This is a genomic window from Streptomyces sp. NPDC055254, assembly GCF_053606025.1.
Map to the genome: position 1 here is coordinate 164,178 of NZ_JBSGQV010000003.1, position 26,000 is coordinate 190,177.

Annotated in this window: 19 protein-coding genes; 11 read left to right on the forward strand and 8 right to left on the reverse strand. The window is 74.2% G+C overall.

Annotated elements, in window-relative coordinates; all coding sequences use genetic code 11:
• The 5 genes from hydA (at nt 1) to ACWFQ8_RS04815 (ending at nt 5,393) form a co-directional block, all read left to right on the forward strand.
• Nucleotides 1-1,401 carry a dihydropyrimidinase gene (gene hydA / locus ACWFQ8_RS04795; protein WP_453784744.1) on the forward strand — a complete coding sequence of 467 codons (1,401 nt, stop codon included), beginning with the start codon at nt 1-3 and terminating at the stop codon, nt 1,399-1,401.
• A 15-nt stretch (nt 1,402-1,416) separates the two neighbouring features.
• Nucleotides 1,417-2,418: a TIGR03842 family LLM class F420-dependent oxidoreductase gene (locus ACWFQ8_RS04800; RefSeq protein WP_453784745.1), complete on the forward strand. Its 1,002-nt coding sequence runs from the start codon at nt 1,417-1,419 to the stop codon at nt 2,416-2,418.
• Between the two features lie 143 nt (nt 2,419-2,561).
• Nucleotides 2,562-3,386: an inositol monophosphatase family protein gene (locus tag ACWFQ8_RS04805; RefSeq protein ID WP_453784746.1), complete on the forward strand. Its 825-nt coding sequence runs from the start codon at nt 2,562-2,564 to the stop codon at nt 3,384-3,386.
• 70 nt (nt 3,387-3,456) lie between these two features.
• Nucleotides 3,457-4,875, forward strand: a complete 1,419-nt coding sequence (locus tag ACWFQ8_RS04810; protein ID WP_453784747.1) for a phytoene desaturase family protein — start codon at nt 3,457-3,459, stop codon at nt 4,873-4,875.
• On the forward strand, nt 4,875-5,393 hold the full coding sequence (locus tag ACWFQ8_RS04815) for an O-acetyl-ADP-ribose deacetylase (protein ID WP_453784748.1): 519 nt from the start codon (nt 4,875-4,877) through the stop codon (nt 5,391-5,393). Before ACWFQ8_RS04810 ends, ACWFQ8_RS04815 begins: the two co-directional genes overlap by 1 nt.
• A gap of 25 nt (nt 5,394-5,418) precedes the next feature.
• Here the strand turns inward: ACWFQ8_RS04815 and ACWFQ8_RS04820 are convergent, their stop codons facing one another.
• The gene (locus ACWFQ8_RS04820; protein WP_453784749.1) at nt 5,419-5,913 is read right to left on the reverse strand and encodes an Lrp/AsnC family transcriptional regulator; all 495 of its coding nucleotides are present in this window, start codon (nt 5,911-5,913) and stop codon (nt 5,419-5,421) included.
• A 136-nt stretch (nt 5,914-6,049) separates the two neighbouring features.
• Between ACWFQ8_RS04820 and ACWFQ8_RS04825 the strand changes: the two genes are divergently transcribed.
• A complete protein-coding gene (locus ACWFQ8_RS04825; RefSeq protein ID WP_453784750.1) occupies nt 6,050-7,039 on the forward strand; it encodes a DMT family transporter in 990 nt (329 codons plus the stop codon).
• Complete coding sequence (locus tag ACWFQ8_RS04830) at nt 7,032-8,240, forward strand: amino acid aminotransferase (protein WP_453784751.1); 1,209 nt, start codon at nt 7,032-7,034, stop codon at nt 8,238-8,240. Before ACWFQ8_RS04825 ends, ACWFQ8_RS04830 begins: the two co-directional genes overlap by 8 nt.
• Before the next feature lie 228 nt (nt 8,241-8,468).
• On the opposite strand, the gene ACWFQ8_RS04835 is transcribed toward ACWFQ8_RS04830, so the two are convergent.
• Genes ACWFQ8_RS04835 through ACWFQ8_RS04845 form a run of 3 tightly spaced genes read right to left on the reverse strand, consistent with a single transcriptional unit; the run spans nt 8,469 to nt 15,243 of the window.
• On the reverse strand, nt 8,469-9,536 hold the full coding sequence (locus tag ACWFQ8_RS04835) for a trypsin-like serine peptidase (RefSeq protein ID WP_453784752.1): 1,068 nt from the start codon (nt 9,534-9,536) through the stop codon (nt 8,469-8,471).
• Between the two features lies 1 nt (nt 9,537).
• Entirely contained in the window at nt 9,538-10,698 is a 1,161-nt protein-coding gene (locus ACWFQ8_RS04840; RefSeq protein ID WP_453784753.1) for a trypsin-like peptidase domain-containing protein, read from the reverse strand.
• 6 nt (nt 10,699-10,704) lie between these two features.
• Entirely contained in the window at nt 10,705-15,243 is a 4,539-nt protein-coding gene (locus ACWFQ8_RS04845) for an AAA family ATPase (RefSeq protein WP_453784754.1), read from the reverse strand.
• Between the two features lie 567 nt (nt 15,244-15,810).
• Between ACWFQ8_RS04845 and ACWFQ8_RS04850 the strand changes: the two genes are divergently transcribed.
• Together ACWFQ8_RS04850 and ACWFQ8_RS04855 are read left to right on the forward strand one after the other, a co-directional pair.
• A complete protein-coding gene (locus tag ACWFQ8_RS04850; RefSeq protein WP_453784755.1) occupies nt 15,811-16,662 on the forward strand; it encodes a caspase family protein in 852 nt (283 codons plus the stop codon).
• A 125-nt stretch (nt 16,663-16,787) separates the two neighbouring features.
• Entirely contained in the window at nt 16,788-18,854 is a 2,067-nt protein-coding gene (locus ACWFQ8_RS04855; RefSeq protein WP_453784756.1) for a SpoIIE family protein phosphatase, read from the forward strand.
• A 61-nt stretch (nt 18,855-18,915) separates the two neighbouring features.
• Here ACWFQ8_RS04855 and ACWFQ8_RS04860 read toward each other — a convergent pair whose 3' ends face one another.
• The 3 genes from ACWFQ8_RS04860 to ACWFQ8_RS04870 form a co-directional block, all read right to left on the reverse strand.
• Complete coding sequence (locus ACWFQ8_RS04860) at nt 18,916-21,723, reverse strand: SpoIIE family protein phosphatase (protein WP_453784757.1); 2,808 nt, start codon at nt 21,721-21,723, stop codon at nt 18,916-18,918.
• Nucleotides 21,724-21,860: 137 nt separating this feature from the next.
• Nucleotides 21,861-23,015, reverse strand: a complete 1,155-nt coding sequence (locus ACWFQ8_RS04865) for a glycerate kinase (RefSeq protein ID WP_453784758.1) — start codon at nt 23,013-23,015, stop codon at nt 21,861-21,863.
• A gap of 178 nt (nt 23,016-23,193) precedes the next feature.
• Nucleotides 23,194-24,207 (reverse strand): glycosyltransferase family 2 protein, encoded by a 1,014-nt coding sequence (locus ACWFQ8_RS04870; protein WP_453784759.1) that lies wholly within the window; start codon nt 24,205-24,207, stop codon nt 23,194-23,196.
• Between the two features lie 279 nt (nt 24,208-24,486).
• Between ACWFQ8_RS04870 and ACWFQ8_RS04875 the strand changes: the two genes are divergently transcribed.
• Together ACWFQ8_RS04875 and ACWFQ8_RS04880 are read left to right on the forward strand one after the other, a co-directional pair.
• Nucleotides 24,487-25,017, forward strand: coding sequence for an NUDIX domain-containing protein (locus tag ACWFQ8_RS04875; protein ID WP_453784760.1), 531 nt, complete (start codon nt 24,487-24,489; stop codon nt 25,015-25,017).
• Nucleotides 25,018-25,052: 35 nt separating this feature from the next.
• Entirely contained in the window at nt 25,053-25,484 is a 432-nt protein-coding gene (locus tag ACWFQ8_RS04880; RefSeq protein WP_453784761.1) for a hypothetical protein, read from the forward strand.
• On the opposite strand, the gene ACWFQ8_RS04885 is transcribed toward ACWFQ8_RS04880, so the two are convergent.
• Nucleotides 25,424-25,993, reverse strand: coding sequence for a methylated-DNA--[protein]-cysteine S-methyltransferase (locus ACWFQ8_RS04885; protein ID WP_453784762.1), 570 nt, complete (start codon nt 25,991-25,993; stop codon nt 25,424-25,426). The two genes, ACWFQ8_RS04880 and ACWFQ8_RS04885, sit on opposite strands and share 61 nt — an antisense overlap.
• Nucleotides 25,994-26,000: the final 7 nt, after the last annotated feature.

The following is a 26,000-nucleotide window of genomic DNA, read 5'->3' on the forward strand; positions in this document are numbered from 1 at the left end:
ATGAGCATCCGCACCCTGATCCGCGGCGGCCTCGTCGTGACGGCCGCCGACGAACTGCACGCCGACGTCCTGATCGAGGACGGCCGCGTGGCGGCCCTGGCCACGCACGGCTCGGCGCCCGCCGAGGCCTGGACGGCCGACCGGGTGATCGACGCGAGCGGGAAGTACGTGATCCCGGGCGGGGTCGACGCCCACACCCACATGGAGCTCCCCTTCGGCGGCACGTCCGCCTCGGACACCTTCGAGACCGGCACCCGGGCCGCCGCCTGGGGCGGCACCACCACCATCGTCGACTTCGCCGTGCAGAGCGTGGGCCGCACCCTGCGCGAGGGGCTCGACACCTGGTACGACAAGGCCGACGGCAAGTGCGCCGTCGACTACGCCTTCCACATGATCCTCTCCGACGTCAACGAGGGCACCCTCAAGGAGATGGACCTGCTGGTCGGCGAGGGCGTCACCTCCTTCAAGCTGTTCATGGCCTACCCCGGCGTCTTCTACAGCGACGACGGCAGGATCCTGCGCGCGATGCAGCGCGGCACCGCCAACGGCGGGCTGATCATGATGCACGCGGAGAACGGCATCGCGATCGACGTCCTCGTCGAACAGGCCCTGGCGCGCGGGGAGACCGACCCCCGCCACCACGGAGAGGTTCGCAAGGTGCTCCTCGAAGCCGAGGCCACCCACCGCGCCATCCAGCTCGCCCGGGTGGCCGGCGCGCCCCTCTACGTCGTCCACGTCTCGGCACAGGAGGCGGTCGCCGAGATCGCCGCCGCCCGCGACAAGGGGCTGCCCGTCTTCGGCGAGACCTGTCCGCAGTACCTCTTCCTGTCCACCGACAACCTCGCGGAGCCCGACTTCCAGGGCGCCAAGTACGTCTGCTCCACCCCGCTGCGCCCCCGCGAGCACCAGGCGGCCCTGTGGCAGGGCCTGCGGACCAACGACCTCCAGGTGGTCTCCACCGACCACTGCCCGTTCTGCTTCCGCGGCCAGAAGGAGCTCGGCCGCGGCGACTTCTCGAAGATCCCCAACGGACTTCCGGGTGTGGAGAACCGCATGGACCTCCTCCACCAGGCCGTCCTGGACGGGCACATCAGCCGCCGCCGCTGGATCGAGATCGCCTGCGCGACCCCGGCCCGGATGTTCGGCCTCTACCCCCGCAAGGGCACCATCGCGCCGGGCTCCGACGCCGACATCGTCCTCTACGATCCGCATGCCGAGCAGGTCATCTCCGCCGAGACGCACCACATGAACGTGGACTACTCGGCGTACGAGGGCAAGCGGATCACCGGACGCGTCGACACCGTGCTCTCGCGCGGCGAACTCGTCATCGACCGGCGCGAGTACACGGGCCGGGCCGGCCACGGGGCCTTCGTCCACCGCTCCACCTGTCAGTACCTGTAAGGAGAGTCCCCCTTCATGGACTTCGGCCTCGTCCTCCAGACCGACCCGCCCGCCTCCCAGGTCATCAGCCTCATGAAGCGCGGCGAACGCAACGGCTTCCGCTACGGCTGGACCTTCGACTCGGCGATCCTCTGGCAGGAGCCGTTCGTCATCTACAGCCAGATCCTGGCCAACACGCAGAAGATGCACGTCGGCCCGATGGTCACCAATCCGGGCACCCGGACCTGGGAGGTGACCGCATCCACCTTCGCCACCCTCAACGACATGTACGGCAACCGCACGGTCTGCGGGATCGGGCGCGGCGACTCGGCGATGCGGGTCGCCGGGCGCGCGCCCAACACCCTGGCCCGCCTGGGCGAGGCCATCGACGTCATCCGCGACCTCGCCGAGGGCCGGGAAGCCGAGGTGGACGGCAATCCGATCCGCATCCCCTGGATCCGGGACGGGAAGCTGCCGGTGTGGATGGCCGCGTACGGGCCGAAGGCCCTCGCCCTGGCCGGGCAGAAGGCGGACGGGTTCATCCTCCAGCTCGCCGACCCCTACCTCACCGAGTGGATGATCAAAGCGGTCCGGGAGGCGGCCGCAGCGGCCGGCCGGGACCCGGACGCGATCACCATCTGCGTCGCGGCGCCCGCGTACGTGGGCGAGGACCTCGCGCACGCCCGCGACCAGTGCCGCTGGTTCGGCGGCATGGTCGGCAACCACGTCGCCGACCTGGTCTCCCGCTACGGCGAGCACTCCTCGATGGTCCCGGACGAGCTGACCGAGTACGTCAAGTCCCGCCAAGGCTACGACTACAGCCACCACGGCCGCGCCGGCAACCCGTCCGCGGACTTCGTCCCCGACGAGATCGTCGACCGGTTCTGCCTGCTGGGCCCGCCCGAGGCCCACATCGAGAAGCTCCGCGCCCTGCGCGACCTCGGCGTCGACCAGTTCGCCGTCTACGACATGCACGACGCGAAGGAGGCCACGATCGACGCGTACGGCGCCACGATCATCCCGGCGTTCGAGGATTGACGGCGCCGGCCGGCGGGTGTCCGGCCCCGGGTCGCTGCGCAGCGGCGAGGGCGGGGCCGGTTCACCCCGCGGCCATCCGGTGTGCCGCGGTCCGTCGGGGGCCGTCGGTGGGGTTTGTCGGCCGGGCGTGCTTTGCTGGGGGCATGATCGATGACTTCCTGGCCCATTCCCTGCCCGACGTGGAGGAGGCCGTCCGCAAGGCGGCGGCCGTCGAGATCATGCCGAGGTTCCGGCAGCTCGCAGACCACGAGGTGGACCGAAAGAGCGGTCCGCACGACCTGGTGACCGTCGCCGACCGCAGGGCCGAGGAGTACCTCACGGCCGCCCTCACCCGACTGCTGCCCGGCTCGAACGTGGTCGGGGAGGAGGCGGTGCACGCCGACCCCGGCGGGTACGGGGCGCTGCGCGCCGACGCGCCGGTCTGGATCGTCGACCCGGTGGACGGCACCCGGCAGTTCGTCGCCGGCGACCCCCACTTCTGCACCCTGGTGGCGCTCGCCCACCGCGGCGAGCTCCTCGCCTCCTGGACCTTCGCCCCGGCGCTGGAGGAGATGGTGACCGCCGTGCGCGGGCAGGGCGCGTACTGCGGGGGCGAGCGGATCCTCAGCGGTTCGCCCGCACCGGGCGCGGACCTGCGGGTCGCCACGGCCGACCCGCTGTACACCTCCGAGGAGGACGAGCGGGTCCTGGCCCGGCTGAACGTCCCCGGGGTCACCCCCCGGCCGTGCGGCTCCGCGGGCCTGGAGTACCTGCGGGTGGCGCGCGGGGAGATGGACGGACTCGCCTTCACCTGGCCCTCCGCCTGGGACCACGCGGCGGGCCTGCTCCTGGTCGGTGAGGCCGGCGGCGCGCACAGCACGGTCGACGCGGTCCCCTTCCGGGTGGACCGCGACAACGCCCTGCCCTTCGCCGTCGGCCGGGACGAAGCCACCACCGTACGGATCCGAGAGCTGCTGCGCGGCGCGTGAGCCCCGGCCCGTCCGCGACGGCGGGCGCCATATCCTGAGGCCGCAGGGCCACCGGACGAAGGAGTCGCAAGTGCCGCCGATTCTCGATGCGGTCGTGGTGGGGGCGGGGCCCAACGGCCTGACGGCCGCCGTCGAACTGGCCCGCCGCGGCTTCTCCGTGGCCGTTTTCGAAGCCGCCGACACCGTCGGCGGCGGAGCCCGGACCGAGGAGCTCACCCTCCCCGGCTTCCGGCACGACCCGTGCTCGGCGGTGCACCCGCTCGGCATCGGCTCCCCGGTGTTCGCCACGATGCCGCTGGCGCGGTACGGGCTGGAGTGGCTCCACGCCCCGCTGCCGATGGCGCATCCCTTCGACGACGGCACGGCCGCCGTGCTCTCCCGCTCGGTCGCGGAGACCGCGGCCTCCTTCGGGCCGAGCGACGCGGGCACCTACCGGCGGCTGGTGGAACCCTTCCTCGGCAAGTGGGACACCCTGGCACGGGACTTCATGTCGCTGCCGGACACGGCGCTGCCCCGGGACCCGCTCACCCTCGCCCGGTTCGGGATCGCCGGACTGCCCCCCGCCACCTGGCTCCTGCGGCGCTTCCGCGAGGAGCCCGCCCGGGCGCTGTTCGCCGGCCTCGTCGCGCACGTCATCGCCCCGCTCGGCGGGATCGCCACCGGCGCCGTGGGCCTGGTCTTCGCCCTCGCCGCGCACGCGAACGGCTGGCCGCTGCCGCGCGGCGGCTCGCAGTCGATCTCCGACGCCCTCGCCGGGTACCTGCGCGACCTCGGCGGCGCGGTCCACACCGGCTTCGCGGTCAAACGGCTCGACGACCTGCCGCCGGCCCGCGCGTACGTCTTCGACACCTCGCCGACCGCGCTGGCCCGCATCGCCCGGCTGGGGCGCGTCTACGACGGCTACCGGTACGGCGCCTCCGTCTTCAAGCTCGACTACGCGCTGGACGGTCCGGTGCCGTGGACCGCCGAGGCGCCCCGCCGGGCCGGCACCGTCCAGGTGGGGCCGCGCACCCGTGACATCGACGCCGCCCTGCAACTCGCTTCCGGCGGCCGGGCGCCCCGTACCCCCTTCCTGATCACCGCCCAGCCCAGCCTGGTCGACCCGGGCCGGGCACCCGAGGGCAAGCACGTGTTCTGGGCGTACGGTCACGTGCCCGCGGGTTGGGACGGCGACCTCACCGAGGCCGTCGAGCGCCAACTGGAGCGCTTCGCACCGGGCTTCCGCGACCTGGTGCTGGCCCGCGCCACGGCCGGCCCGCCGCAGCTCGCCGCCCGCAACCCCAACTACGTCGGCGGGGACATCGCCTGCGGCGCCGCTTCGGGACTCCAGCTGCTGCTGCGCCCCAAGCTCTCCCTCTCCCCGTACACCACGGCCCACCCGGCGGTGTTCCTGTGCTCCTCCGCGACCCCGCCCGGGCCGGGCGTGCACGGCATGTCCGGGCACAACGCCGCCAAGGCGGTCTGGCGCCACCTGCGAAAGGACTCCTGATGGTCCGCATCACCCTCGTCCTCGGCGACATCACCGCCGAGAAGGCCGACGCGATCGTCAACGCCGCGAACTCCTCGCTGCTCGGCGGCGGCGGGGTGGACGGCGCCATCCACCGGCGCGGCGGTCCGCAGATCCTCGCGGCCTGCGAGGACCTGCGGCGCTCGCACTACGGCAAGGGCCTGCCCACCGGCCGGGCCGTCGCCACCCCGGCCGGCCGGCTGCCCGCCGAACACGTGATCCACACGGTCGGCCCGGTCTGGTCGCGCGACGAGGACCGCTCGGAGCTGCTCGCCTCGTGCTACCGCGAGTCCCTCAGGGTCGCCGACGAGCTGGGGGCCCGTACGGTCGCTTTCCCGGCCGTCTCCACGGGGATCTACGGCTGGCCCATGGACGACGGCGCGCGGATCGCGGTGGAGACCGTCCGCGCGGCGCGGACCGAGGTGGAGGAGGTCCGCTTCGTCCTGTTCGACGACGCTGCCTACGCGGCCTTCGAGGCAGCGGCCGAGGCCTCCTGCTAGTGCCCTGGCCGGCACACCGTGCCGGTCACCGCACTGGCTGGGGACCCCGCCGGCCTCCGCCCGGGGCCGGGCGGGGGTAGGTGCGGGACTGCTTGACGCTGCCGTACGCGAAGCTCGACTCGATCGCGGCGATGCCGGGGATGGCGTGGATCCGGTGGCGCACCAGGGCCTCGTAGGCCTCCAGGTCCTCGATGACCACCCGCAGCAGGTAATCGCTGCTGCCCGCCATCAGGTAGCAGTCCTGGATGTGCTCGATGCCCGCGACGTGCCCCTCGAACACCGCGACCGCCTCCGCGGTGTGGCGCTCCAGCCGGATCCGGACGAAGACGGTGACCGGCAGGCCGAAGGCGACCTGGTCGACCATCGCGGTGTATCCGCGGATCAGGCCCGCCTCCTCCAGCCGCCGCACGCGGCGCAGGCAGGGGGACGGGGAGAGCCGGACACGGTCGGCCAGATCCTGGTTGGAGAGGCGTCCGTCGGCCTGCAATTCCCGGATGATCTGCAGATCGACTGCGTCCATGGCCACTCCTTGGCAGATTCTGCCCCAAACGTATGTCCGGGAGGCAGAACTGGCAATCGGCTGCCCCAGGTCTGGCCCTAGCGTTGCCCGGGAACGGACCGACCGGTCCGGGACCCAGAGGCTGGAGTACGACTTCGTGGCCGCGACGCACACCACCGAGGCGACCACGCCTCCACCCGAGGCGGGCCCGCGCGCCGGACACCCCGGCCGCCGCGGGCTCTCCCCCCAGGCCGAGGGAATGCTGGCCCTGCTGGTCACGGTGGCCATCTGGGCCGCCTTCGCCCTCAGCGCCCGCGCCCTCGGCTCCTCCTCCCTGCTGCCCGCCGACGCCGCGCTGCTGCGGTTCGGCGTCCCGCTCGTCGTGCTGTTCCCCGCCCTGTGGCGACGCCGCCGCCGCATCCTGGCGGTGCGGCCGGGAGCCGCCGCCAAGATCGTCTGCGGCGCCGGGGTGCCCTTCTTCCTCGCGGCCATGCACGGCGGCGCCCTGACCTCGGCGGCCTTCGTCGGCTCGATCGTGCCCGGTATGGTCCCGCTGTTCGTCTCCGCGCTGATGGTCTCCCGGGGGCGCGGAGTGCCCCGCGGCACCCAGGCGGCCGGGCTGGCGCTGATCGCGGCCGGCGTGGTCGCCCTCGTCTGGCGCTACGTGGTCCCCGTGGACACCGACGTCCTCGCCGGCGCCGGCACGCTGCTCGTGGCCAGCGGGTTGTGGGCCCTGTACACGGTCGGACTGCGGGAGGTCGACCTCGACCCCGTCGGCTCGATCGGCCTGCTGTGCCTGCCCTCCTTCACCGTGATCGCGCTGCTGGTCCTGACCGGGGCGCTGCCCACGGGCATCGCCCACGCGGCCGGCGCCGACATCGCGTTGTTCCTCGTGGTCCAGGGGCTCGGCGTCGGGCTCTGCGCGGGCCTGCTGTACGCCTTCGCGATCCGCCGGCTGGGCGCCGAGCGCAGCTCCGTCGTCGGCAGCCTCAGCCCCGTCGCGGTCGTCCTGCTCGCGGTCCCCCTCCTCGGCGAGACACCGACCGCCGCCGTGCTGGTCGGCGTGCCCCTGATCACCGCGGGTGTCGTCCTCGCCAACCGCACGCCCCGTTCCCGCCGCACCCCCGAGGTTCCCGCAGATGCTTGAGCTCCTTCCCCCGCCGCCCGCCGACCCGCTCTGGGAGCTGACCCGCGAGTTCGGTACCGACGAGCGGCCCGAACGCCTCGACCTCGTCCTCGGCGTCTACCGCGACCGGACCGGGAGCACGCCCGTGATGGCGGCCGTACGGGAGGCCGAACTGCGGCTGGCGCAACGGTCCGAGTCCAAGGAGTACCGGGGCCTCTCCGGCAACACCGCGTTCAACCGGGCCCTGCTGGAGCTGGTCCTGGGGGCCCCGGGCCGGCCGGGGCCGACCGACCGGGCCGCCGCCGTCCAGACCGTCGCGGGCTCCGGCGCGCTGCGCCTGCTGGCCGATCTGATCTGCCGGACCCGCCCGGGCACCACCGTGTGGATCAGCGACCCGGCCTACGTCAACCACCGGCCCATCCTGGAGGCCGCCGGGCTGCGGGTGCGCACCTTCGCCTGGCGCGACGCCGACGGCGGCTTCGACACGGCCGCGGTGCTGCGGGACCTCGGCGGCGCGCGGCGCGAGGACGTGGTCCTGCTCCAGGGGTGCTGCCACAACCCTTCCGGGGTGGACCCGTCGTGGCAGGACTGGGAGGCGCTGGCCGACCTCGCCGCCCGCGACGGCTGGGTGCCGTTCGTCGACCTCGCCTACCACGGGCTCGGGGACGGCCTGGAGGCAGACCTGCGGGCCACCCGGATGCTGGCGGAGCGCGTACCGGAGATGCTCGTCGCCGTCAGCTGCTCGAAGAACTTCGGCCTCTACAGCGACCGCACCGGCTGCGCCCTCGTGCTCGGCGCGTCGGCCCGAGCGGTACGGCACGCCGAGACCGCTCTGCAGAACGCGGCCCGGACGCTGTACTCGATGCCGCCGGAGCACGGCGCCGCCGTCGTCGCGACCGTCCTCGGGGACGAGGGGCTGCGGGCCGCCTGGCGGGCCGAACTCGACGTCATGCGGGGCCGGATCGCCGCCAACCGGACGGATCTGAGCGCGCGGCTGACCGCGCTCGGCCTGGACGCGCCCGCGCGGACCCTCGCCCGGCAGAAGGGCATGTTCTCGATGCTGCCGCTCGACCCGGCGCAGATGCTGCGGCTGCGCAGGGAGTTCGCCATCTACGGGACGACCTCGGGCCGGGTCAACATCGCGGGCCTCCCCGCCGACCGGGTCGCCTGCCTGGCGCAGGGCGTCGCGGCCGTCCTCGCGCCCTCCGGCCGGACGCGCTGAGGGGGGCCGGGCCCCCCCCGCCCCGCGGCCCGGGGGGGCCCCCCCGGGGGGGGCGCGGGGGGGGGGGCCCCCCCCCTGGGCGCAGCCCCCGCCCCCCACCGGGGCGGCGGGGTGGGCGGTGGGCGTCGCGGCGGTCCCCGCGCCCCCGGGCCGGCGGGGTTGTGGGGGGCGGCCCCGCCCGGGCTCCCGGCGGGGCCGGGCCCCCTCGGTGGGCCGCACGGAGCGGCGTCACACCCAGTTGACCTCAGCCCGCTCCAGCAGCGGGTCCTCCGTCAGCTGGAACAGCGGTACGGCGAAGTTCCCGGACCGGAACCGGCCGCCGAAGTGCAGCCCTAGCACCCGGTGGTCGGCGAGGTCGAGCACCGGGGAGCCGCTGTTGCCGCCCAGGGTGGAGCAGTCGTGCCGCATCGTGAACTCCTGCGGCAGCAGCGCCGTCGCCGTGCCCGGCTGCAGCCGCTTCACGTCGTACACGTCCATGAAGATCCGGCGCATGGCCTCGGGTTCGTTGCGCCGTCCGTCCGCCGCCGGATAGCCGACCACGTACACGGGCCGGCCGGCCAGGTCCGGCGGCGCGTCGGCCGCCACGGCCAGCGGCGTCGGCAGGATGCCGCCGGCGGCCGCCGTGGGGGAGACCCGCAGCAGGGCCATGTCGACGTCGGCATGGATGCCGATCACTCCGGTGACCTCGAACTCGGACGAGCCGCCCGGGGCGGGTACGCCGAACTCCTCGGCGGTGTCGACGCGCGCCCCCATGCCCTGGCGGAAGGTGAACCCGCCGGCGCCGTCCGCGCGGGTGAACTCGGCCGCGACGTGGCGGTTGGTCATCACCGCGAAGGGCGAGACGAGGAAGCCGGTGCCCAGCCAGTCCAGGTCCGCGTGCCCGGACACCTCCACCCGCCCGACCCGCGCGATCGACTCCCTGATGCCGGCCCGCTGCCCTTCCAGCAGGGCCCAGTCGCCGAGCTGGGGGGCGAAGTCCTGGTTCTGCACCAGGATCGCCGGTCTGCCTTCGAGCAGGACGATCGCCTCCACCCCGAAGTACTCGTCCTCGTCGACGTCGTCGGCGCGGCCCGCGGCCAGCTTCTCCAGCCCGCGCACCCCCGCCTGCAGCACCCTGGTCCGTTCCTCGCGGGCGGCGCGGCCGATCTGCGCCGCGCTCGCCTCCCGCGCCGGGAGTTCCTCGTCGGATTCGAGGACCTCCGCTTCCAGTCCCTTGCGCACGCGGGCGGCGACCTCCGCCAGGTCCTCCGAGAAGACCTGTTCGGGGCCCGTCGCCACCGGGGATCCACCGCGCATGTCACACCTCCTGTGGTGTCGTCCGCGGGGTCAGCGCGGACTGCGCCGCCGTGATCTCCTCGTGGGTCCGCGGGCTGTGCTCCCGCAGGTGCCCCATGACGGCGCTGAGTTGCGTACCGACATTGACGAAAGCGCTGCTCTTGCCCTGGAAGCTGACGTCCGAGACGCGCCGCGTACCGCGGTGCAGGGCCACCACCGTCCAGTCGTCGGTCAGGACGGGCGAGCCGGACGAACCGCCCCGGGTGTCGGTGAAGTAGCGCACGTCCCGGTCGTCCGCGTCGAAGACCAGGTTGTTGCGCAGCGCGATCCGCTTCGGCTCGCCGCCCGGGTGCTGGATGATGTTCACGGCCACCGGCAGGTCCGCGGTGACCCGCAGCGGCTCGGTGGCCACCCGCAGGTAGGGCCGGGGCGAGGCGTCGGCGAGCCGCACCACCGCGTAGTCGAGCGCCTCGTCGAGGGCCACGAGCTCGCGGGCGGTCACCTCGACCGCCGCCGGGTCGTCCTCGGTGAGGTAGTCGAACCGGGACAGCGAGCCCTGGGCCTGGAGCGCCAGGTCCCCCGGGTCGACGGACTGCCGTTCGCCCGGACCGCGCTTGCGGGCGGTGACCACGTGGTGGTTCGTCAGGAGCAGCCCGGGGGCGATCAGCCAGCCCGTGCCGTGGTGCGGCAGCGCGACCGGCAGGAGCGGCGCGCCCCCCTGGTACGGGAGGACCTTGACGCGGGCGACCGAGGCGCCCGCCAGCACGCCGCCGCCGAGGAAGTCGAAGGGCACGGTGTCGTCCCGGAAGACGATCTCCTCCTTGGTCTCCCCGGTGGGGGCGCCGGGTGCCACGTCCGGTTCGCCGGCCGCGTCCCGCACCACCCGGTCGAGCGCGCGCAGGAACACGTCCCGCGCGGCGGCGTCGGTGAGCTGGGCGGTGGCGTTCCCCAACCAGAGCGCCAGCGGCACCTTGCCGTCGATCAGCCGCTCCACCCGGTTCATCTCGTTGAGGTCGGAGTGGACCTGCGGTCCGGGCGCCGGCAGCTGCGGCAGCGAGCCGCGGTACTGGGGCAGGACGCCCTCGAACAGCAGCCTGCGGAGCATCGGATCCGCGATCCCCTGCTCCACCGCCGTGTCGCGCAGCAGCACGATCTCGTCCTGCGGGAGGTAGGCATCGGTCATCGCCGCTCAGGCCGCTCTGCGGCCGTTCCCTTCGCCCGACGGGTCGGCGCCCGAGGCCGGGGCCGGGGCCGGCGGCCCGCCCGGGGCGTGCGCGGCCGCCAGGGCGACCCCGCCCGCCACCGGGGCGGCGGGGGCGCCCGCGCTCATCGCCGCCGCCACGCCCGAGACGAGCCCGCCGCTGGTGTCGTCCAGGCTCAGCAGCCGCCGGGCGAGCCGGTCGAGGGTGCCGCGGCGGCGCGCCTCGCGCAGGATGCCCGTCATCCCGGCGTGCGTGCCCCCGTACGTGCGCCCGGTGCGCGCGGTCCCGGTCCGCGGACCTACGGCTCCCGCGTCCCGGGTTCCGGTGTCCCGGGTTCCGGTGCCCCCGGGCCGGGTGGGTCCGGCTCCCGTGTCCCGCGCTTCCGTGTCCCGCGCTTCCGCGTCCCGGGCTCCCGCCTCGCCGGTTTCCGCGTCCCCGGGCCGCGTGTGCCCGGCCTTCGGATCCCGGGCTCCCGGGTCCCCGACCTCCGCGTCCCCGGGCCGCGCTGGTCCGGCTCCGGCGTCGCCGGTTCCGGTGGGTCCGGGCCGCGTGGGCGCGGTTTCCGGGTATCCGGTCCGGCTGTCACCGGCTTCCGGGTCTTCGGGGCGGGTGCTTGCGGGATGGGCGTATTCCGCCCGCGCGTGGTCGGGGGAGGAGGGTCTGTCCGGGGGGCCGATCGCGTTCGCCAGCAGGTCGCGCAGCGAGGCGCGCAGTTCGGGCCGGCCGGCCACGGCCCCGTCGATCGCCTCCGCGAGCGCGTCCAGGACCGCTTCCTCGGTCTCCGGGAGGCCCACCACTTCCAGGGTGTGCTCCAGGACCCGGGGGTGGTCCCGCGACACCTCCGCGGCCGCCGCGCGCACCAGCGCGGGCCGGCGGACCAGTTCCGCGTCCGGCAGCCGCCGCAGCCGCTCGGCGAGCCTGCCCTCCACCTCGACGTCCCGGTCGTCCGAGGCCGAGGCCAGCCGGGCCCGGGCGAGGAGCGCGCCCAGGGCCTCGAAGTCCCGGCCCAGGCCCGCGGCGAGCTCCTCGGCCTCCCCGAGGTCGCGGCCGGCCTCGGCGAGGTCGCCGTCCGCCTCGGCCATCCGGGCCGACAGGAGCAGCAGCTCCAGCCGCAGTTCGGGGAAACCGGCCTCGTCCGCGCCGTCCACGGCCGCGTCGGTGGCCGCCCTGGCCTCCGTACGCCGGCCCAGCCGGTCCAGGGTCTCCGCCCACAGGGGGTGCAGCGGGCTGCCCGGGGTCCACGGCCGCCGCCCCGCGAGGCGATCGGCGGCCACCTCCGCGTACCCCTGGGCCAGCAGGTCCTCCACCTCCCGGGCGGTGATCCGCTCCCAGTCCTCCTGGTCGGCGTCGGCCATCACCTCGTCCGAGGTGTGCCCGCCGAGCTGTCCCGAGAGATAGGCGGCGGACCGCCCGGCCATGTCCTGGGCGGCGCCGTCGAGGAACCGCTCGACGCCGGGCAGCCACCGCCGGTCCACCTCGCGCGGGTTCTCGTTCAGCCGCAGCCGGTGGTAGATCTCCTCCGCCCGCGCCTCCGGGCCCTCGACCGCCGCGAAGTGGACGACCGCGCGCTGCCCCACCGTACGCATCAGGTCCGCCCGGGCCCGGTCGGCCAGTCGCAGCATGATCGCCCGCAGGTCGGCGCGGTGCCGGACGGCGCCCGGGCCGGCGCTCTCCACGAGGTCGAGCCGGGACAGCCGGCCGAAGAGGCGGCCCGCCTGCTCAGCGGACTCCACCCGCAGCCCGCAGGGCGCGGCGAGGACCGTGCGGATCAGTTCGGGAGTGATGGTCCGCAGAGCGAGCCCCGCCTGCGCCAGGGCGCGCACCTCGTCGCCCGGGATGCGGTCGAGGATCCGCTCGTACAGGATCCCCTGGATCAGCATCTGGTCGACCTTGCGGAAGAAGTGCCGGCGGCGGGCGGGCAGGCTGTCGATCAGCTCACCCGGCGACCCGGTCCCGTCCGCCTCCCGCACCACCGCCCGCGCGGCCAGTTTCAGGCTCAGCGGATGCCCGCCCACGCGGTCCGCCAGCTCCGTCGCCAGCCGCTCGCCGGTGACGCCGCAGGACATCAGCAGGGCCACGGCGGCGTCCCGGTCGAGGTCGCCGAGCTCGATGGTCCGGGGGCGGACCACGCGCGCCGGATGCTCGATCGGCCCCCGCCCCGCGACGACGGTCCGCAGCCGGGGGTGGGACTCCTGGAGCGCGGACCAGACCGCCCACATCCGGCCGAGGATCGGGGAGGCGCTGTACTGGGCCTCCTCGAAGGAGTCGATCACGATCACCAGCGGTGGCGGCTGCCCCGGCTGCCCCTGTTCTCCCGCGGGGTCGCCTCCCTGGGCCCGCACGACGAGGGCCGCCAGCCGCCGCGCCAGTTCTGCCTCGCGGGCCGCGGCCCGCGCGTGCAGTCCCGACGAGGAGAGCCGCCCGAACGTCGCGCGCGTCGTCGACAGCTGGTAGAGCTCGTCGACGGCGCCCTGACCGGCCCGGTGGGTACCGGCGGACTCCTCGCACGTGGCGGCCAGGGCGTCGAAGGCGGCGCGCTCCCGCGGGAACTGGATGCCCAGTTGCCGGGCCATCTCCGCGATCAGGGTGGCCGGCTCGTGGACCGAGAGGGTGGGCCGCTCGAAGTCGACGTAGGCGAAGGGGAATCCGGCGGGGAAGTCGCGCAGGCTGTCCAGGAGGAACTTCGCGAGCAGGGTGCTCTTGCCGACCCCGCCCGGACCGTGGACCAGTACCGGTGGCGCGGAGGGGCCCGGTCCGTCCACGGCCACCGGGGACGCCGCCCCGTGCCCTTCCGGCGGAAGCCCGATGTACGCGCGCAGTTCCGCGAGTTCGCCGGTCCGGCCCTGGAACGCGCCGTGCACCAGGCGTTCGAGGGGGTGCAGCAGCCGTGTGCGCTCCAGCAGCCGCTGGACCTCCGCCGCCGGGGGAATGCCGGTGGCGCCGGGGATCTCCGCGAGCCACAGCACCGCCTGCAGGACGTGCGGCAGCTCGTCCGCGCCGAGGAGGGCCAGGTCCGGGGGAGTGCCGGTGAGATAGGCCAGCGCGCTGCGCTCGGGTCCCGGGCCCGGCGGGATCTGCCGTTCGTTGGCCAGCAGCGCGAGACGGGCCCGTTCCGGGCCGGCCAGAGCGCGCAGGGTCGCGTCGCGGACCTCCGGTTTGAGCACCCAGCCGCACGTGTCGCGCGGGCCCAGGGTCCGGCAGTCGCCCACCAGCTCCAGGTCGGCCCGCCCGGACGGCTCCGTCTCGCCCGGCAGCATCAGACGCTCCGGGTCGAACCGGGTGAGCAAGGACGCGGCCTCCCGGTAGGCGGTGCGCAGGGCCGGGACCGGAGCCGGCCCGGGGGCGGCCGCGGCGGCGCACAGCCGCTCGCGCAGCAACGCGCCGAAGTCGGCGTCCGGGGCGAGGGAGCCGTAGAGGCGGACGGCCTCCTCGCTCGCGGTGCAGACCTTGCGCATGTAGCTGTCCGGGCCGGGGGCTTCGGCCGCCCCCAGGACGGCGGACACGGCCGCGTCCACGAGGACGGCGATCCGCCGCGCGTCCGGGGGAGGCCGGTCCGGGGGCGGCGGAGCCTGTGCGAAGAACTGCTGGAAGAACTGCCGCAGATCATCGGCGCCGGCCGCGTGCGCCGTGTCGTGGACCTCGTTCTTCCTGATCTCGTAGGGGAGTTGGCGGGTCGTGGCGGAGTAGCCGAGCAGCACGAGCCGGGGCGCGGTCTCCCGCCGCACCGGCGTGTGCTCGTAGATGGTCAGGGCGAGCTTGCCGATGCAGTCCCAGACGTCGGAGTTGACGTCGACCGCGTCGCACTCGTCCAGGACGAGCCAGAACTGCTCGTCGGCGGCGGTGGCCCGGCTGACGATGCGGTGCACGGCGGCGTCGATCGCGGGCAGTGGATCGTTCAACTGTGTCGGATTCAACGGTGAGATGCCGGTGCGCGGGTCGGCGACGAACTCGGCGAGTCGCCGGACCACCTGCTCCGCGGTCGAGGTACGGCCGAGCGTCACCCGTACCGGACGGAACCCGCAGTGCACGCCCAGGTGTCTGATCAGGGTGTACGTGTAGGAACGGCCGCTGTCCGGATCGCCGTCCACCACCAGGACGGTCTTGTCGGGATCGGCGACGAACTCGCGCAGCTTCCTGCGCAGGTCCGTCCGGTCGATGAACACCTCGGCGCCGTTCTTCAGCACGCCGGTCAGGAAGTGGTCCTCCTCCGGCCTCCCGTGCGAGCGCGCCGCGTCGTCCAGTTCCCGCTTGAGCCGCAGGACCACCACTGCGGCGGGGATCGAGCTCAGCGAGTCGAGCCGGGTGAGCGTGTCGAGCAGCTGGAGCTGGAGCGTGACGCCCCTGTTCCGGACCGCCTCGACCAGGGCCACGGCATTGTCGCTGCTCACGTTGGAGAGGGGGATGTCGCCGACGAACTCCTGCGGGAAACCGAACTGGACCAGGCGCGGTCGGGGTTCCCCGGCGATGAAGAGGTGGTCGCGCACCCATTCGGTGACGAGGTCCCATTCGGTATCGGTGAGCGGCATAGCGCACCTGCACGACCGCCGGGTCGCGGCGGGGAGACGGACTGCCTGATACCTGCCATGGTTTCACCCGGTCCCACCGCCTGCAAGGCGACCGAACGCGGCCCCCGGTCCCGCGGACGGGGGGCCGCCGACGGGCCGCGGCGCGGCGTACCGCAGCGGAGCCCGGTAGGCCATTCGCGACACCGCGCCCAGGTGCCCGCCGAACGGCGCCCGGTCCCCCCGGGACTTGAGGAGCTGCCGGCGGACCCTGCCGATCCCGTGGACGGGGAGGACCGGGGCGCCGTCGGGGACGGCCTCCCGGAGCGGCGCACCCTCCATCGCGTTCACACCGCGCGCGGCGCGGCTCTCACGGATCGGCCGCGCGGGACACCCGATCAGCCGTCCTCCCGGGGCGGCCCTCCGGCAGACCCTTTCGGGCGGCGTCCCGGGCGGCCCGGTTCGGCCGCCGCCGACCACGGAACCCATCCTGTCGACCCCTCGAACCCCCTCCCGCCCCGTGTCCGCCGCGCCGCGCGCCGCCCCGGGGCGGCCATCCCCCCTCTCCCTCCGCCCCCCGAGGAGCCCTCAGTGCCCACAGGTCTTTCCCTCCACGTCGGTCTGAACAAGGTCGATCCCGCCCGCTACGAAGGCTGGGACGGGCAGCTCCAGGCCTGCGAGAACGACGCCCGCGACATGGCCGCGCTGGCCCGTGCCCGCGGTTTCTCCGACACGGTGGTCCTGACCGCCGACGGCACCGTGGAGAACGTCACCGCGGAGCTGCGCAAGGCGGCCGGCCGACTGGGCGACGGGGACATCCTGCTCTTCACCTACTCGGGCCACGGCGGGCAGCTGCCCGACACCGCCGGCCCGGACCGCGAGCGCGACCGGAAGGACGAGACGCTGGTCCTCTTCGACCGGCAGTTCCTCGACGACGAGCTCCACCGCGAGTTCCAGCGGTTCCAGGACGGCGTCAGGATCCTCGTCCTGCTCGACTGCTGCCACAGCGGCACCGGCATCGAGTCGCTGACCCACCTGCTGACCCCCGACGCCCTGCGCACGCAGTTCGGCACGCCCGACCCGGACGGGGTGGAGGCCGCGTCCCGGCTGATGCCGGTGCTCCAGCAGGACCGGGTGTTCGCCCGGGACCGGGTCTTCTACGAAGAGCTCCGCCGCGAGATCCGGGAGGACGGAGCGAACCCGGGGCCGGGGGCGGTGCTGATCGGTGCCTGCCAGGACAATCAGCTGGCCTCGGACGGCGACGTCAACGGACTCTTCACCGCCCGCCTGCTGGAGGTGTGGGGCGACGGCGCCTTCGAGGGCGACCTGCGCGGCTTCCACCGCGCCGTCCAGAAGCGGATGCCTGCCATCCAGAGCCCGAACTTCTACACGACGGGCACTCCCTCCCAGGACTTCCTGGGGCAGCAGCCCTTCACCGTCTGACGCCGGCGGACCGCGGGCCCGGTAAAGCGGGCCCGCACCGGCCGCGCCCGACACAGAGCCCCGTGCCGGTGCCTCGGATAGGGTGAATCGGTAGGAATCAGGCCCCCCGGGGTGAGGTCGGTGCGTTGGACACTTACCAGTCGACGAACGAGGTGCCGGAACAGCCGGTCGGGGCTGTCGGGTACGCGGGCGTCCTCCGCGAGCTGCTGCCGATCGCCCTGTGGCGGGAGGACGCGGACGGCCGCATCGTGGAATGGTCGCTGGCCGCGCAGGACCTCCTCGGACACCGGCCCGAGGACATCATCGGCCTCCCCGGCGCCACCGTCCTCGTCCCCGAGGCCAACCACGAGCTCGCCCAGCAGCTGACCCGGCGCGTCCAGGCGGGCGAGACCGTCGTCGGGACCCTGCCCGTGCGCCACCGCGACGGCCACCGCGTACCCATGGAGATGTGGATCGTCCCCGCAGTCGATCCGCAGGGGCGTAAGGGGGCGCTGCTGATCGCCGTGGAGACCACCGAGGTGCTCCACATGAGGGACTCGCTCGCGGCCCTCCAGAGCCTCTTCACCCAGTCGCCCATCGGCCTCGCCACCCTCGGCCCCGACCTGCGCTTCCTACGGGTCAACGACGCGCTGGCCCGGATGAACGGCGTCTCCGCCGCCGAGCACCTCGGCCGACGGCTCACCGAGGTGGTGCCGGGGGTGAACGCCGCCGCGCTGGAGGCGACGATGCGGAAGGTCCTCGACGGGGGGACCGCCGTCGTCGACGTCCGGCGCACCGGGCGGACCCCCGCCGACCCCGACCACGACCGGACCTGGTCCTGCTCGTACGCACCCCTGCTCGACAGCGCGGGGCGCCCGCTCGGCCTCATCGCCTCCCTCATCGACATCACCGAGAGCCAGCGCGCCCAGCTCGACGCCGAACGGGCCCGCCACCGCTTCGCCCAGCTGGCGGAGGCCGGCGCCCGCATCGGCACCACCCTGGACCTGAGCCAGACGGCCCAGGAGATCGTCGACCTGCTGGTGCCCCAGCTCGCGGACTCGGCCGACGTCCAGCTGCTGGAGTCGGTACTGGACCCGGACGAGGGGGCGGCCGCCCGGGCGACCACCCACGGCCTGCTGCGCCGCATCGCCGCCCACTTCCCCGACCCGGACGCCCCCACCGCGCGGCTGGCCGCCGGCCAGACCTTCCAGATCCCGACGGACACGGTCTACGAGCGGGTCATCGCCGAGGGCCGCCCGATGAACCTGTACCAGGCCGACATCCCGGCCCTGATCAGCGACCCCCGCGCGCAGGCCCTGCGCAGCTACCTCGCCACCCTGGGCTCCGCGCGGCTGATCCCGCTCGTCGCGCGGGGCACGGTGCTGGGCGCCGTCGCCGTGACCCGGGTCCGTGACCGGGAGCCCTTCGACGAGCAGGACTGCGTCCTGATCGACGAGCTGGTCGCCCGCGCGGCCCTCAACATCGACAACGCCCGGATGTACACCCGGCAGCGCCAGGCCGCCCTGACGCTCCAGCGCAGCCTCACCAACAGCGCCCTGCCCCGGGTCACGGACCTGGAACTGACCGGCCGCTACCTCCCCGCCAGCGACCACGACGTCGGCGGGGACTGGTTCGACGTGATCCAGTTGCCCGGCCGGCGGACCGGGCTGGTCATCGGGGACGTCATGGGCCACGGCATCCACGCGGCGGCGGTCATGGGGCAACTGCGTACGGCGGTACGGACCCTGGCGCGCCTGGACGTGCCCCCGGAGCGGATGCTCCGCTCGCTCGACGCCGTCGTGGCCGACCTGGGCGAGGACGAGATGGCCACCTGCGTCTACGCCGTCCACGACCCGGCGGCGGGCGTCTGCGTGATCGCCCGGGCGGGACACCCTCCGCCCGCCGTGGTCACCGCCGAAGGGACGATCACCTTCCTGGACGGTCCGCCCGGGACCCCGCTGGGCACGGGCGGGCAGGACTTCCGCACCGAGGAGGTGCGGCTGCCTCCCGGGAGCCTGCTCGTGCTCTACACCGACGGGCTCATCGAGGCCCGCGACCGGGACCTCGACCAGGGCATGGACCAGCTGGCGCGGGCCCTGCACGGGGTGGACCAGCCGCTGGAGCAGCTGTGCGACGGAATCCTGGAGGAGCTGCTGCCCCACGCGCCCCAGGACGACGTGGCGGTCCTGCTGGCCCGCACCCGGCAGCCCTGATCGCCCGGCGGGGCCGGGTCGCCCGCCCCGCGACGGCCGGGCCGCCCGGCACCCCGGCCGGTCACCAGGCCAGGTCCTCCAGGGCGTCCAGGTCCAGCGGGGCCGGGGCCGGCGGCTCCCTGCCGGCGGTCAGCGGCAGCTCGGCCCAGATGACCTTGCCGCGTTCCGTGTAGCGAGTGCCCCACCGCTCGGCGTACTGGGCCACGAGGAACAGCCCCCGCCCGCCCTCGTCGGTGGTGGCCGCGTACCGCAGGTGCGGCGAGGTGCTGCTGCCGTCGGAGACCTCGACGATCAGACTGCGGTCGCGCAGCAGTCGGACCCGCACCGGCGCGGACCCGTACCGGATGGCATTGGTGATCAGCTCGCTGAGGATCAGCTCGGTGGTGAAGGAGATCTCCTCCAGGCCCCAGGCGGACAGCTGCGCCGCGCCCGCGTTGCGCACCCGCGAGACCGCCGAGGCCTCGCCGGGCACCTCCCACTCCGCGATCCGGTCCGGGTCCAGCCGCCGGGTGTCCGCGATCAGCAGGGCGATGTCGTCACTGGGCACGGGGAACAGCAGCGCCCCCAGTACGTCCGCGCAGGCCTGTTCGGGGCTGCGGCCCGGCCGGGACAGGGTCTCGCGCAGCAGGCCCAGCCCGGTGTCGAAGTCCCGGTCGCGGTCCTCCACCAGCCCGTCGGTGAACAGCGCCAGCCGGCTTCCCTCGGGCAGTTGGAGCGTGACGGCCTCGAACGGCATGCCGCCCACGCCGAGCGGGAGCCCCGAGGGCAGCTCGGGGAACTCCACCCGGCCGTCCGGATGGACCAGTGCCGGTCCGGGATGGCCGGCGCTCGCCATGACGCACCGCCCGGAGACCGGGTCGTAGACGGCGTACAGGCAGGTGGCGCCGGTGATCCCGGCGGCCGGCTCGCCGACCGTGTCCGTCACGGCCCCGCCGGGGTCGTCCGCGTCGCCTCCGGCGGCGGCCAGGCAGCCGGACTCGTTCTGGTCGATGCGGTTGATCAGCTCGTCCAGGTGCCCGAGCAGCTCGTCGGGCGGCAGGTCCAGGGTGGAGAAGTTGTGCACGGCGGTCCGCAGCCGGCCCATCGTGGCGGCCGCGTGCACCCCGTGCCCGACGACGTCGCCCACGACCAGGGCCACCCGGGCGCCCGGCAGCGGGATCACGTCGAACCAGTCCCCGCCCACGCCGGCCTTCGCGGGCAGGTAGCGGAAGGCGACCTCCACGCCCGTCTGGTCCGGCAGCACCCGGGGCAGGAGGCTGCGCTGGAGCGTCACGGCGGTGGCGTGCTCGCGGGTGAAGCGGCGCGCGTTGTCGATGGAGACGGCCGCGCGCGCCCCCAGCTCCTCGGCGAAGGACAGGTCCTCCTCCTCGAAGGCCTCCGGGGTGTCGGTGGCCCGCCAGAAGTTGGCCATGCCCAGCACCACGCCCCTGGCCTGGAGCGGTACGGAGATCAGCGAGTGCAGCCCGTAGTCCAGTGCCACCCGGGTGCCTTCGGGGTCCTGCGCCCGCCACCCCATGGCGGCGTTCAGATCGGCCGCCAGCACCGCGTGCCCGGCGTCCAGGGCCGAGGACATCGGCGCCGTCGACACCACGAAGCGGATGATGTCGCCGACCGGCTGGAGCGGCTGGTCACCGCGGACCCCGCTCACGGCGGCCCGCCGCATCTCGGTGTACACCCCGGAGGGCTCGTCACCGCGGAGCACCGGTTCCAGCAGCTCGACGGTGACGAAGTCCGCGAAGCGGGGGACCGCGACCTCCGACAGCTCCTCGGCGGTGCGCACCACGTCCAAGGTGGTGCCGATCCGCACTCCCGCGTCGTAGAGCAGCTGGAGGCGTTCGCGGGCCACCTCGGCGCGGCCCGAGAGGGCGGCCAGTTCGGTGGAGTCGCGCAGGGTCATGACGCTGCCGGAGGGCCGGCCGGCGTACGGCTGGGTGGGGCGTACGTTGACGGCGAGGAGCCGGTCGCCGGCCAGGTGCACCTCGTCCGTCGCGACCCGGCCGGAGGCGAGCAGTTCGGCGGTGCGCGCGTCGAGCCCGAGGTCGGACACGTGCCGCCGTTCGGCGTCGGGCGGCAGGTCCAGGAGCCGGCGCGCCTCGTCGTTGGCGAGGACGAGGCGCTGGTCCGCGTCGATGATGAGCACCCCCTCGCGCACGGCGTGCAGGACCGCCTCGTGGTGCTCGTTCATCCGGGTCATCTCGGCCGCGCCCATGCCGTGCGTCTGGCGCCGCAGCCGGCGGCTGACGAGGGCGGCGCCCCCCGTACCGAGCAGCAGGGCGCCCGCCGCGGCCCCGACCATCAGCGGGAGCTGGTCCTCGACCACCTCGGAGACGTTCTGCACCTCGATGCCGGTGCCGACCAGGCCGACGACCGCGCCGTCGGCGTCCCGCACGGGGACCACGGCCCGGACCGCGTCGCTGGGCTCCCCGACGTAGGTCTCGGTGAAGGAGGTGCCGGCGACGGCGCGGGACAGGTCCCCCGTGGCGCGCCGGCCGATCAGCTCCGGCCGCGAGTCGGTGTAGCGGAGTCCGTCCTTGTTCATCACCGCGATGAAGTCGAGGCCCGAGGCGCGGCGGGCGGCGTCGGCCAGGGGCTGGAGCGAGGCGCTCGGGTCGGGGGACCGGAGCGCCTCGGGGAGGCCGGGGGCGTGTGCGAAGGCCTCGGCGGCCGCGAGCGAGCGGTTGCGGGCGTCGCGATGGCTGTCGTACCGGGCCTGGAGCACCAGGGCGAGCGAGGCGGTGGTGATCAGCAGCAGCACGATCACCGCTTCGAGCGCGAAGACCTGACCGGCCACACTGCCGGCCCCGAGGGACAGGCGCGCGAGCAGCCGCCCGCCCCAGCCGGTCGGCTCGCGACCCGTACGTCCGGTCATGAGCCCTTTCTAACACTGTCCCGGTGGTTTGGGAGTGGCTGCGGGGGCAACTGCTGCCTCCCGGGGCCCGGCCGGAAGGCGACCGGCCGGGGCCCGAATCCCCGCGCGAGGGGATCCGGGGTCAGCAACCGGGGCCGTTACGGTCGCAGGACGTCGGCGGCGATCTTCGCCGCGACCCGCTCCAGCAGGGGGCCCGCGTTCGGGATGGACTTGGCCGGGTCGGGCTCCAGGTCCGAGAGCGGGTATGCGCGGCGGATGCCGGCCGCCCGCAGGGCCTCCTCGGTCAGCAGCAGCCGGCCGCAGACCGCGACGACGGGCTTGCCGGCCGCCCGCGCCGCCGCTGCGACACCGGCCGGGGCCTTGCCGTGCAGGGTCTGCTCGTCCAGCGAGCCCTCACCGGTGATCACCAGGGTGGCCCGCTCCAGCGCCGGGGCGAAGCCCAGCACCTCCAGCATCAGCTCGATGCCCGGCCGGAACGTCGCGCCGAGCAGCAGCGCCCCGTACCCGATGCCGCCCGCGCCGCCCGCGCCGGGCAGCACCGCGCACTCGGCGGCCCGGGCGCCGATCGACTTCTCCAGCACCACCGCGAAGTGGGCCAGCGCGGCGTCGAGCGCGGCCACGTCCTGGGGCGAGGCCCCCTTCTGCGGGCCGTAGACCGCCGGGGCACCCTTCGGGCCGGTCAGCGGGTTGTCCACGTCGCCGGCGAGGACGAACTGCACGTCCGCGAAGCGAGGGTCGACCCCGGACAGGTCCGCCGAGGCCAGCCCGGCCAGGGCGCCGCCGCCGGGACCGACCGGTTCGCCGTTCGCGTCGAGGAACGTCGCGCCCAGCGCTGCCAGCATGCCGGCGCCGCCGTCGGTGGTGGCACTGCCGCCCACACCGAAGACGATCGAGCGCGCGCCCGCGTCGAGCGCCGCCCTCAGCAGCTCGCCCGAGCCGTACGTGGTGGCCGTCAGCGGGGCGAAGGTGCCCGCCGGCAGCAGCTGGAGGCCGGAGGCCTCCGCCATCTCGACCACCGCGGTGCCCCCGCGCAGCGCGAAAGCGGCCGTGACCTGGTCACCGAGGGGCCCGGTGACCCGTACCTCCCGGCGTTCGAACCCGGCCGCCACCGCGGCCGCGACCGTGCCGTCGCCGCCGTCCGCGACGGGGAGGGTCTCGACCTCCACGTCCGGTGCGGCCCTGCGAAGACCGGCCGTCACCCGCTCCGCGACCTGCACGGCCGTGAGCGAGCCCTTGAATTTGTCCGCGGCGATGAGCACGCGCGCGGTCTCAGTTACTGCTCCGTCCGTCACCTTGCTAATCCCTTGCTATCGAACAGTGCAGTCGCGCCCCCATGAGCCTATCCGGAGGATCCTCCTATGCCCATGCGTGGCCTGGGCCACAGTCGGCGTTCGGCGCCCCTGAATGCCGACATACACCGGAATGTCATGGCCATGGGAGCGGGGATTCAGCGGAACGGCAACGTCCGGATCAGGCCGCGGGCTCGGAGGCGCGCGATCCGCGCTCCTCGGGGTCGTCCGCGGAGTCGTAGCCGACGAAGTAGGCGGGCCTGGCCTGGACGGCCGAGTAGATCCGGCCTATGTACTCGCCGAGGAGGCCGACGCAGATGAGCTGGACGCCGCCGATGAAGTGCATGCCGATGAACAGCGAGGACCAGCCCGGCACCGTCGAGCCGAGCGCGTACTGGACGGTCGTGTAGACGGCGAGCAGCAAGCAGACCAGGAAGCTCGTCAGGCCCAGCCAGGTGGCCAGGCGCAGCGGGCTGGCGGAGAAGTTCGTGATGCTGTCGAGGGCGAGGCGCACCATCTTCGACAGGGGGTAGTGGGTGCTGCCGGCCACCCGCTCCTCGCGGACGTAGTCGACCTCGCCGCTGCGGAACCCGAGCCAGGGCACGAGCAGCCGGTAGACCGGCTGGTGCTCGGGCAGGGACTTCAGCGCGTCGACGGCGGTCCGGCTGAGCAGGCGGAAGTCGCCCGCCTGGTTGGGCATGTTCGTGCCGACGAGCTTGCGCATCAGCCAGTAGTACGCGCCGGCCGTGCGCCGCTTGAAGAAGGTGTCGGTGCCGCGTTCGCCGCGCACGCCGTAGACGATGTCCAGGTCCTTCTCGCGCGCGAGCGCGTACATCTCCGTGATCTTCTCCGGCGGGTCCTGGAGGTCGGCGTCGATGCTGACGACGTAGTCGCCGAAGGCGCGGTGGATGCCGGCGGTCAGGGCGGCCTGGTGCCCGGAGTTGCGGGCGAACCGCACGATGCGCAGTTCGGGCCAGTCCTGCCGGATCTTCTGCATGATCACGGGAGTGGCGTCGGTGCTGCCGTCGTCGATGCCGACGACCTCGTAGCGGATGCCCATCGCGTCCAGGACCGGACGCAGCCGCGCCACCGTCAGCGGCAGCGCCTCCTGCTCGTTGTAGATCGGGATGACGACCGACAGCACGGGAACCGGCGGTCCGGTCTCGTCGAGAGCCGGGGTCTGTGCGTTGTGCATGGCTGTTCGCTCGTCTCCAATGTCCGGGAGCGGAGGACCGGCGGCGGGCGCGCCGGCGATCCGGGCGGCCGGGCGCGGCCGGTCGAGCATGTGCGCCGGGCCGACGATCGGTTGATCGGCTTCCGAATCCCCCCGGGACGTGACGGAGCAGGAGTGGCCAACTCGGGCGGGCCGTAACGATATCACCTGAAAACGATCATGAAACTGGTCGCCCGCGGCGCCGCCGAGGACCCGACCGCGCCATCCCGTCCGGCGCGGACGCCTGGGTAGGGTGGCCGGGTGACGACCACGGATGACTACGCCACCTACATCGCGAGCCTGCCCCGGGTACTGGCCGGCGCGGCCGCCCTCTACCGGGACGCCGAGGGCCGCGTCCTGCTCGTCGAGCCCAACTACCGTGCGGGCTGGGCCCTGCCGGGCGGCACCATCGAGTCCGACCAGGGGGAGTCGCCCCGTACGGCCGCCCGCCGCGAGAGCGCCGAGGAGATCGGCATCGACGTGCCGCTCGGCCGGCTGCTGGCCGTCGACTGGACCCTGGGCGCCGGCCGCCCCCCACTCGTCGCCTACCTCTACGACGGCGGCGTGCTGGACGCCGCGCAGTTGTCCTCCATCGAGCTCCAGGAGGAGGAACTGATCTCCTGGCGGCTGGTCGAGCCCGCCGAACTCACCGCCTACCTGCCCGGACCGCTCGGCCTGCGCACGGCGGAGGCCTACCGCGTCCTGCGCTCGGGCGAGGGCACCGCGGAACTGGAGAACGGCCGCCGCCCCGACCGCGACGAGCCCGCGGCTCCCGGCCCGTCCGCCCCGTAACCCGCGCCTACGTCGAGCAGGACAGAATCCAGCAGATGATCACCATGTACGCCTGGCCGAGCACGGCCGACGGTCCCGACGCCCTGCCGATGGTCCACTTCACCACCGCCGAGCAGGCCGGGGGCGAAGTGACCCCCGAGGGAACGCCGGTCTGGCTGTTCGACACCGCGATACGCGAGGGCGGCTGGGCCCGCTTCACCGACTTCGAGGGCTGGTCCGCGCCCGCCGCCGACTGGCAGGCCTACTACCGCCGCGAGGACGACTTGCTCGCCGTCAGCGGCCCCGGCGCCTGCGAGGGCTGGTACCAGGGCAACCTCGGCGCCGACACCACTTGGGTGGCGGCCGCCGCCACCCAGCAGAGCGTGGTCCTGCTCGCCGCCCCCGTCCAGCACCCCTCGCTCTTCGGCTACGCCGTGGAGGCCGGCGCCGCCTTCGCCCTCCTGGTCCCGCTGCTCGTCGTCCAGTAGACGCCGCCCGCGGGCAGGTGCCGTTCCCGGGACTCGAAGCTCAGCAGCCGCACCTTGCGCTCCACCCCGCCGCCGTAGCCGGTCATCGAACCCGAGGTCCCGATCACGCGGTGGCACGGCACGATGATGCTCACCGGGTTCTTCCCGTTGGCCAGGCCCACCGCGCGCGAGGCGTTCGGCTTGCCCAGCCTCGCCGCCAACTCCCCGTACGACCAGGTCTGCCCGTACGGGATCCGTACGAGCTGCTCCCACACGCTGCGTTGGAAGTCGGTGCCCTCCAGCCGGACCGGGACGTCGAAGGCGGTGAGCTCCCCGGCGAAGTACGCGGCCAGTTGGCGCACCACTTCGGGGAAGGGTTCCTCGGTCGCGGCGACCCGCTCACCGAAGGACTCCTCGATCGGCCGGTGGCGCTGCTCGCTCATGTAGAGGCCGCAGAGGACGCCGTCCGCGGCGACCAGCGTGAGCGGGCCGTAGGGGCTCTCGACGACGGTGTGCTGCTTGCTGTTCATGGTCGTA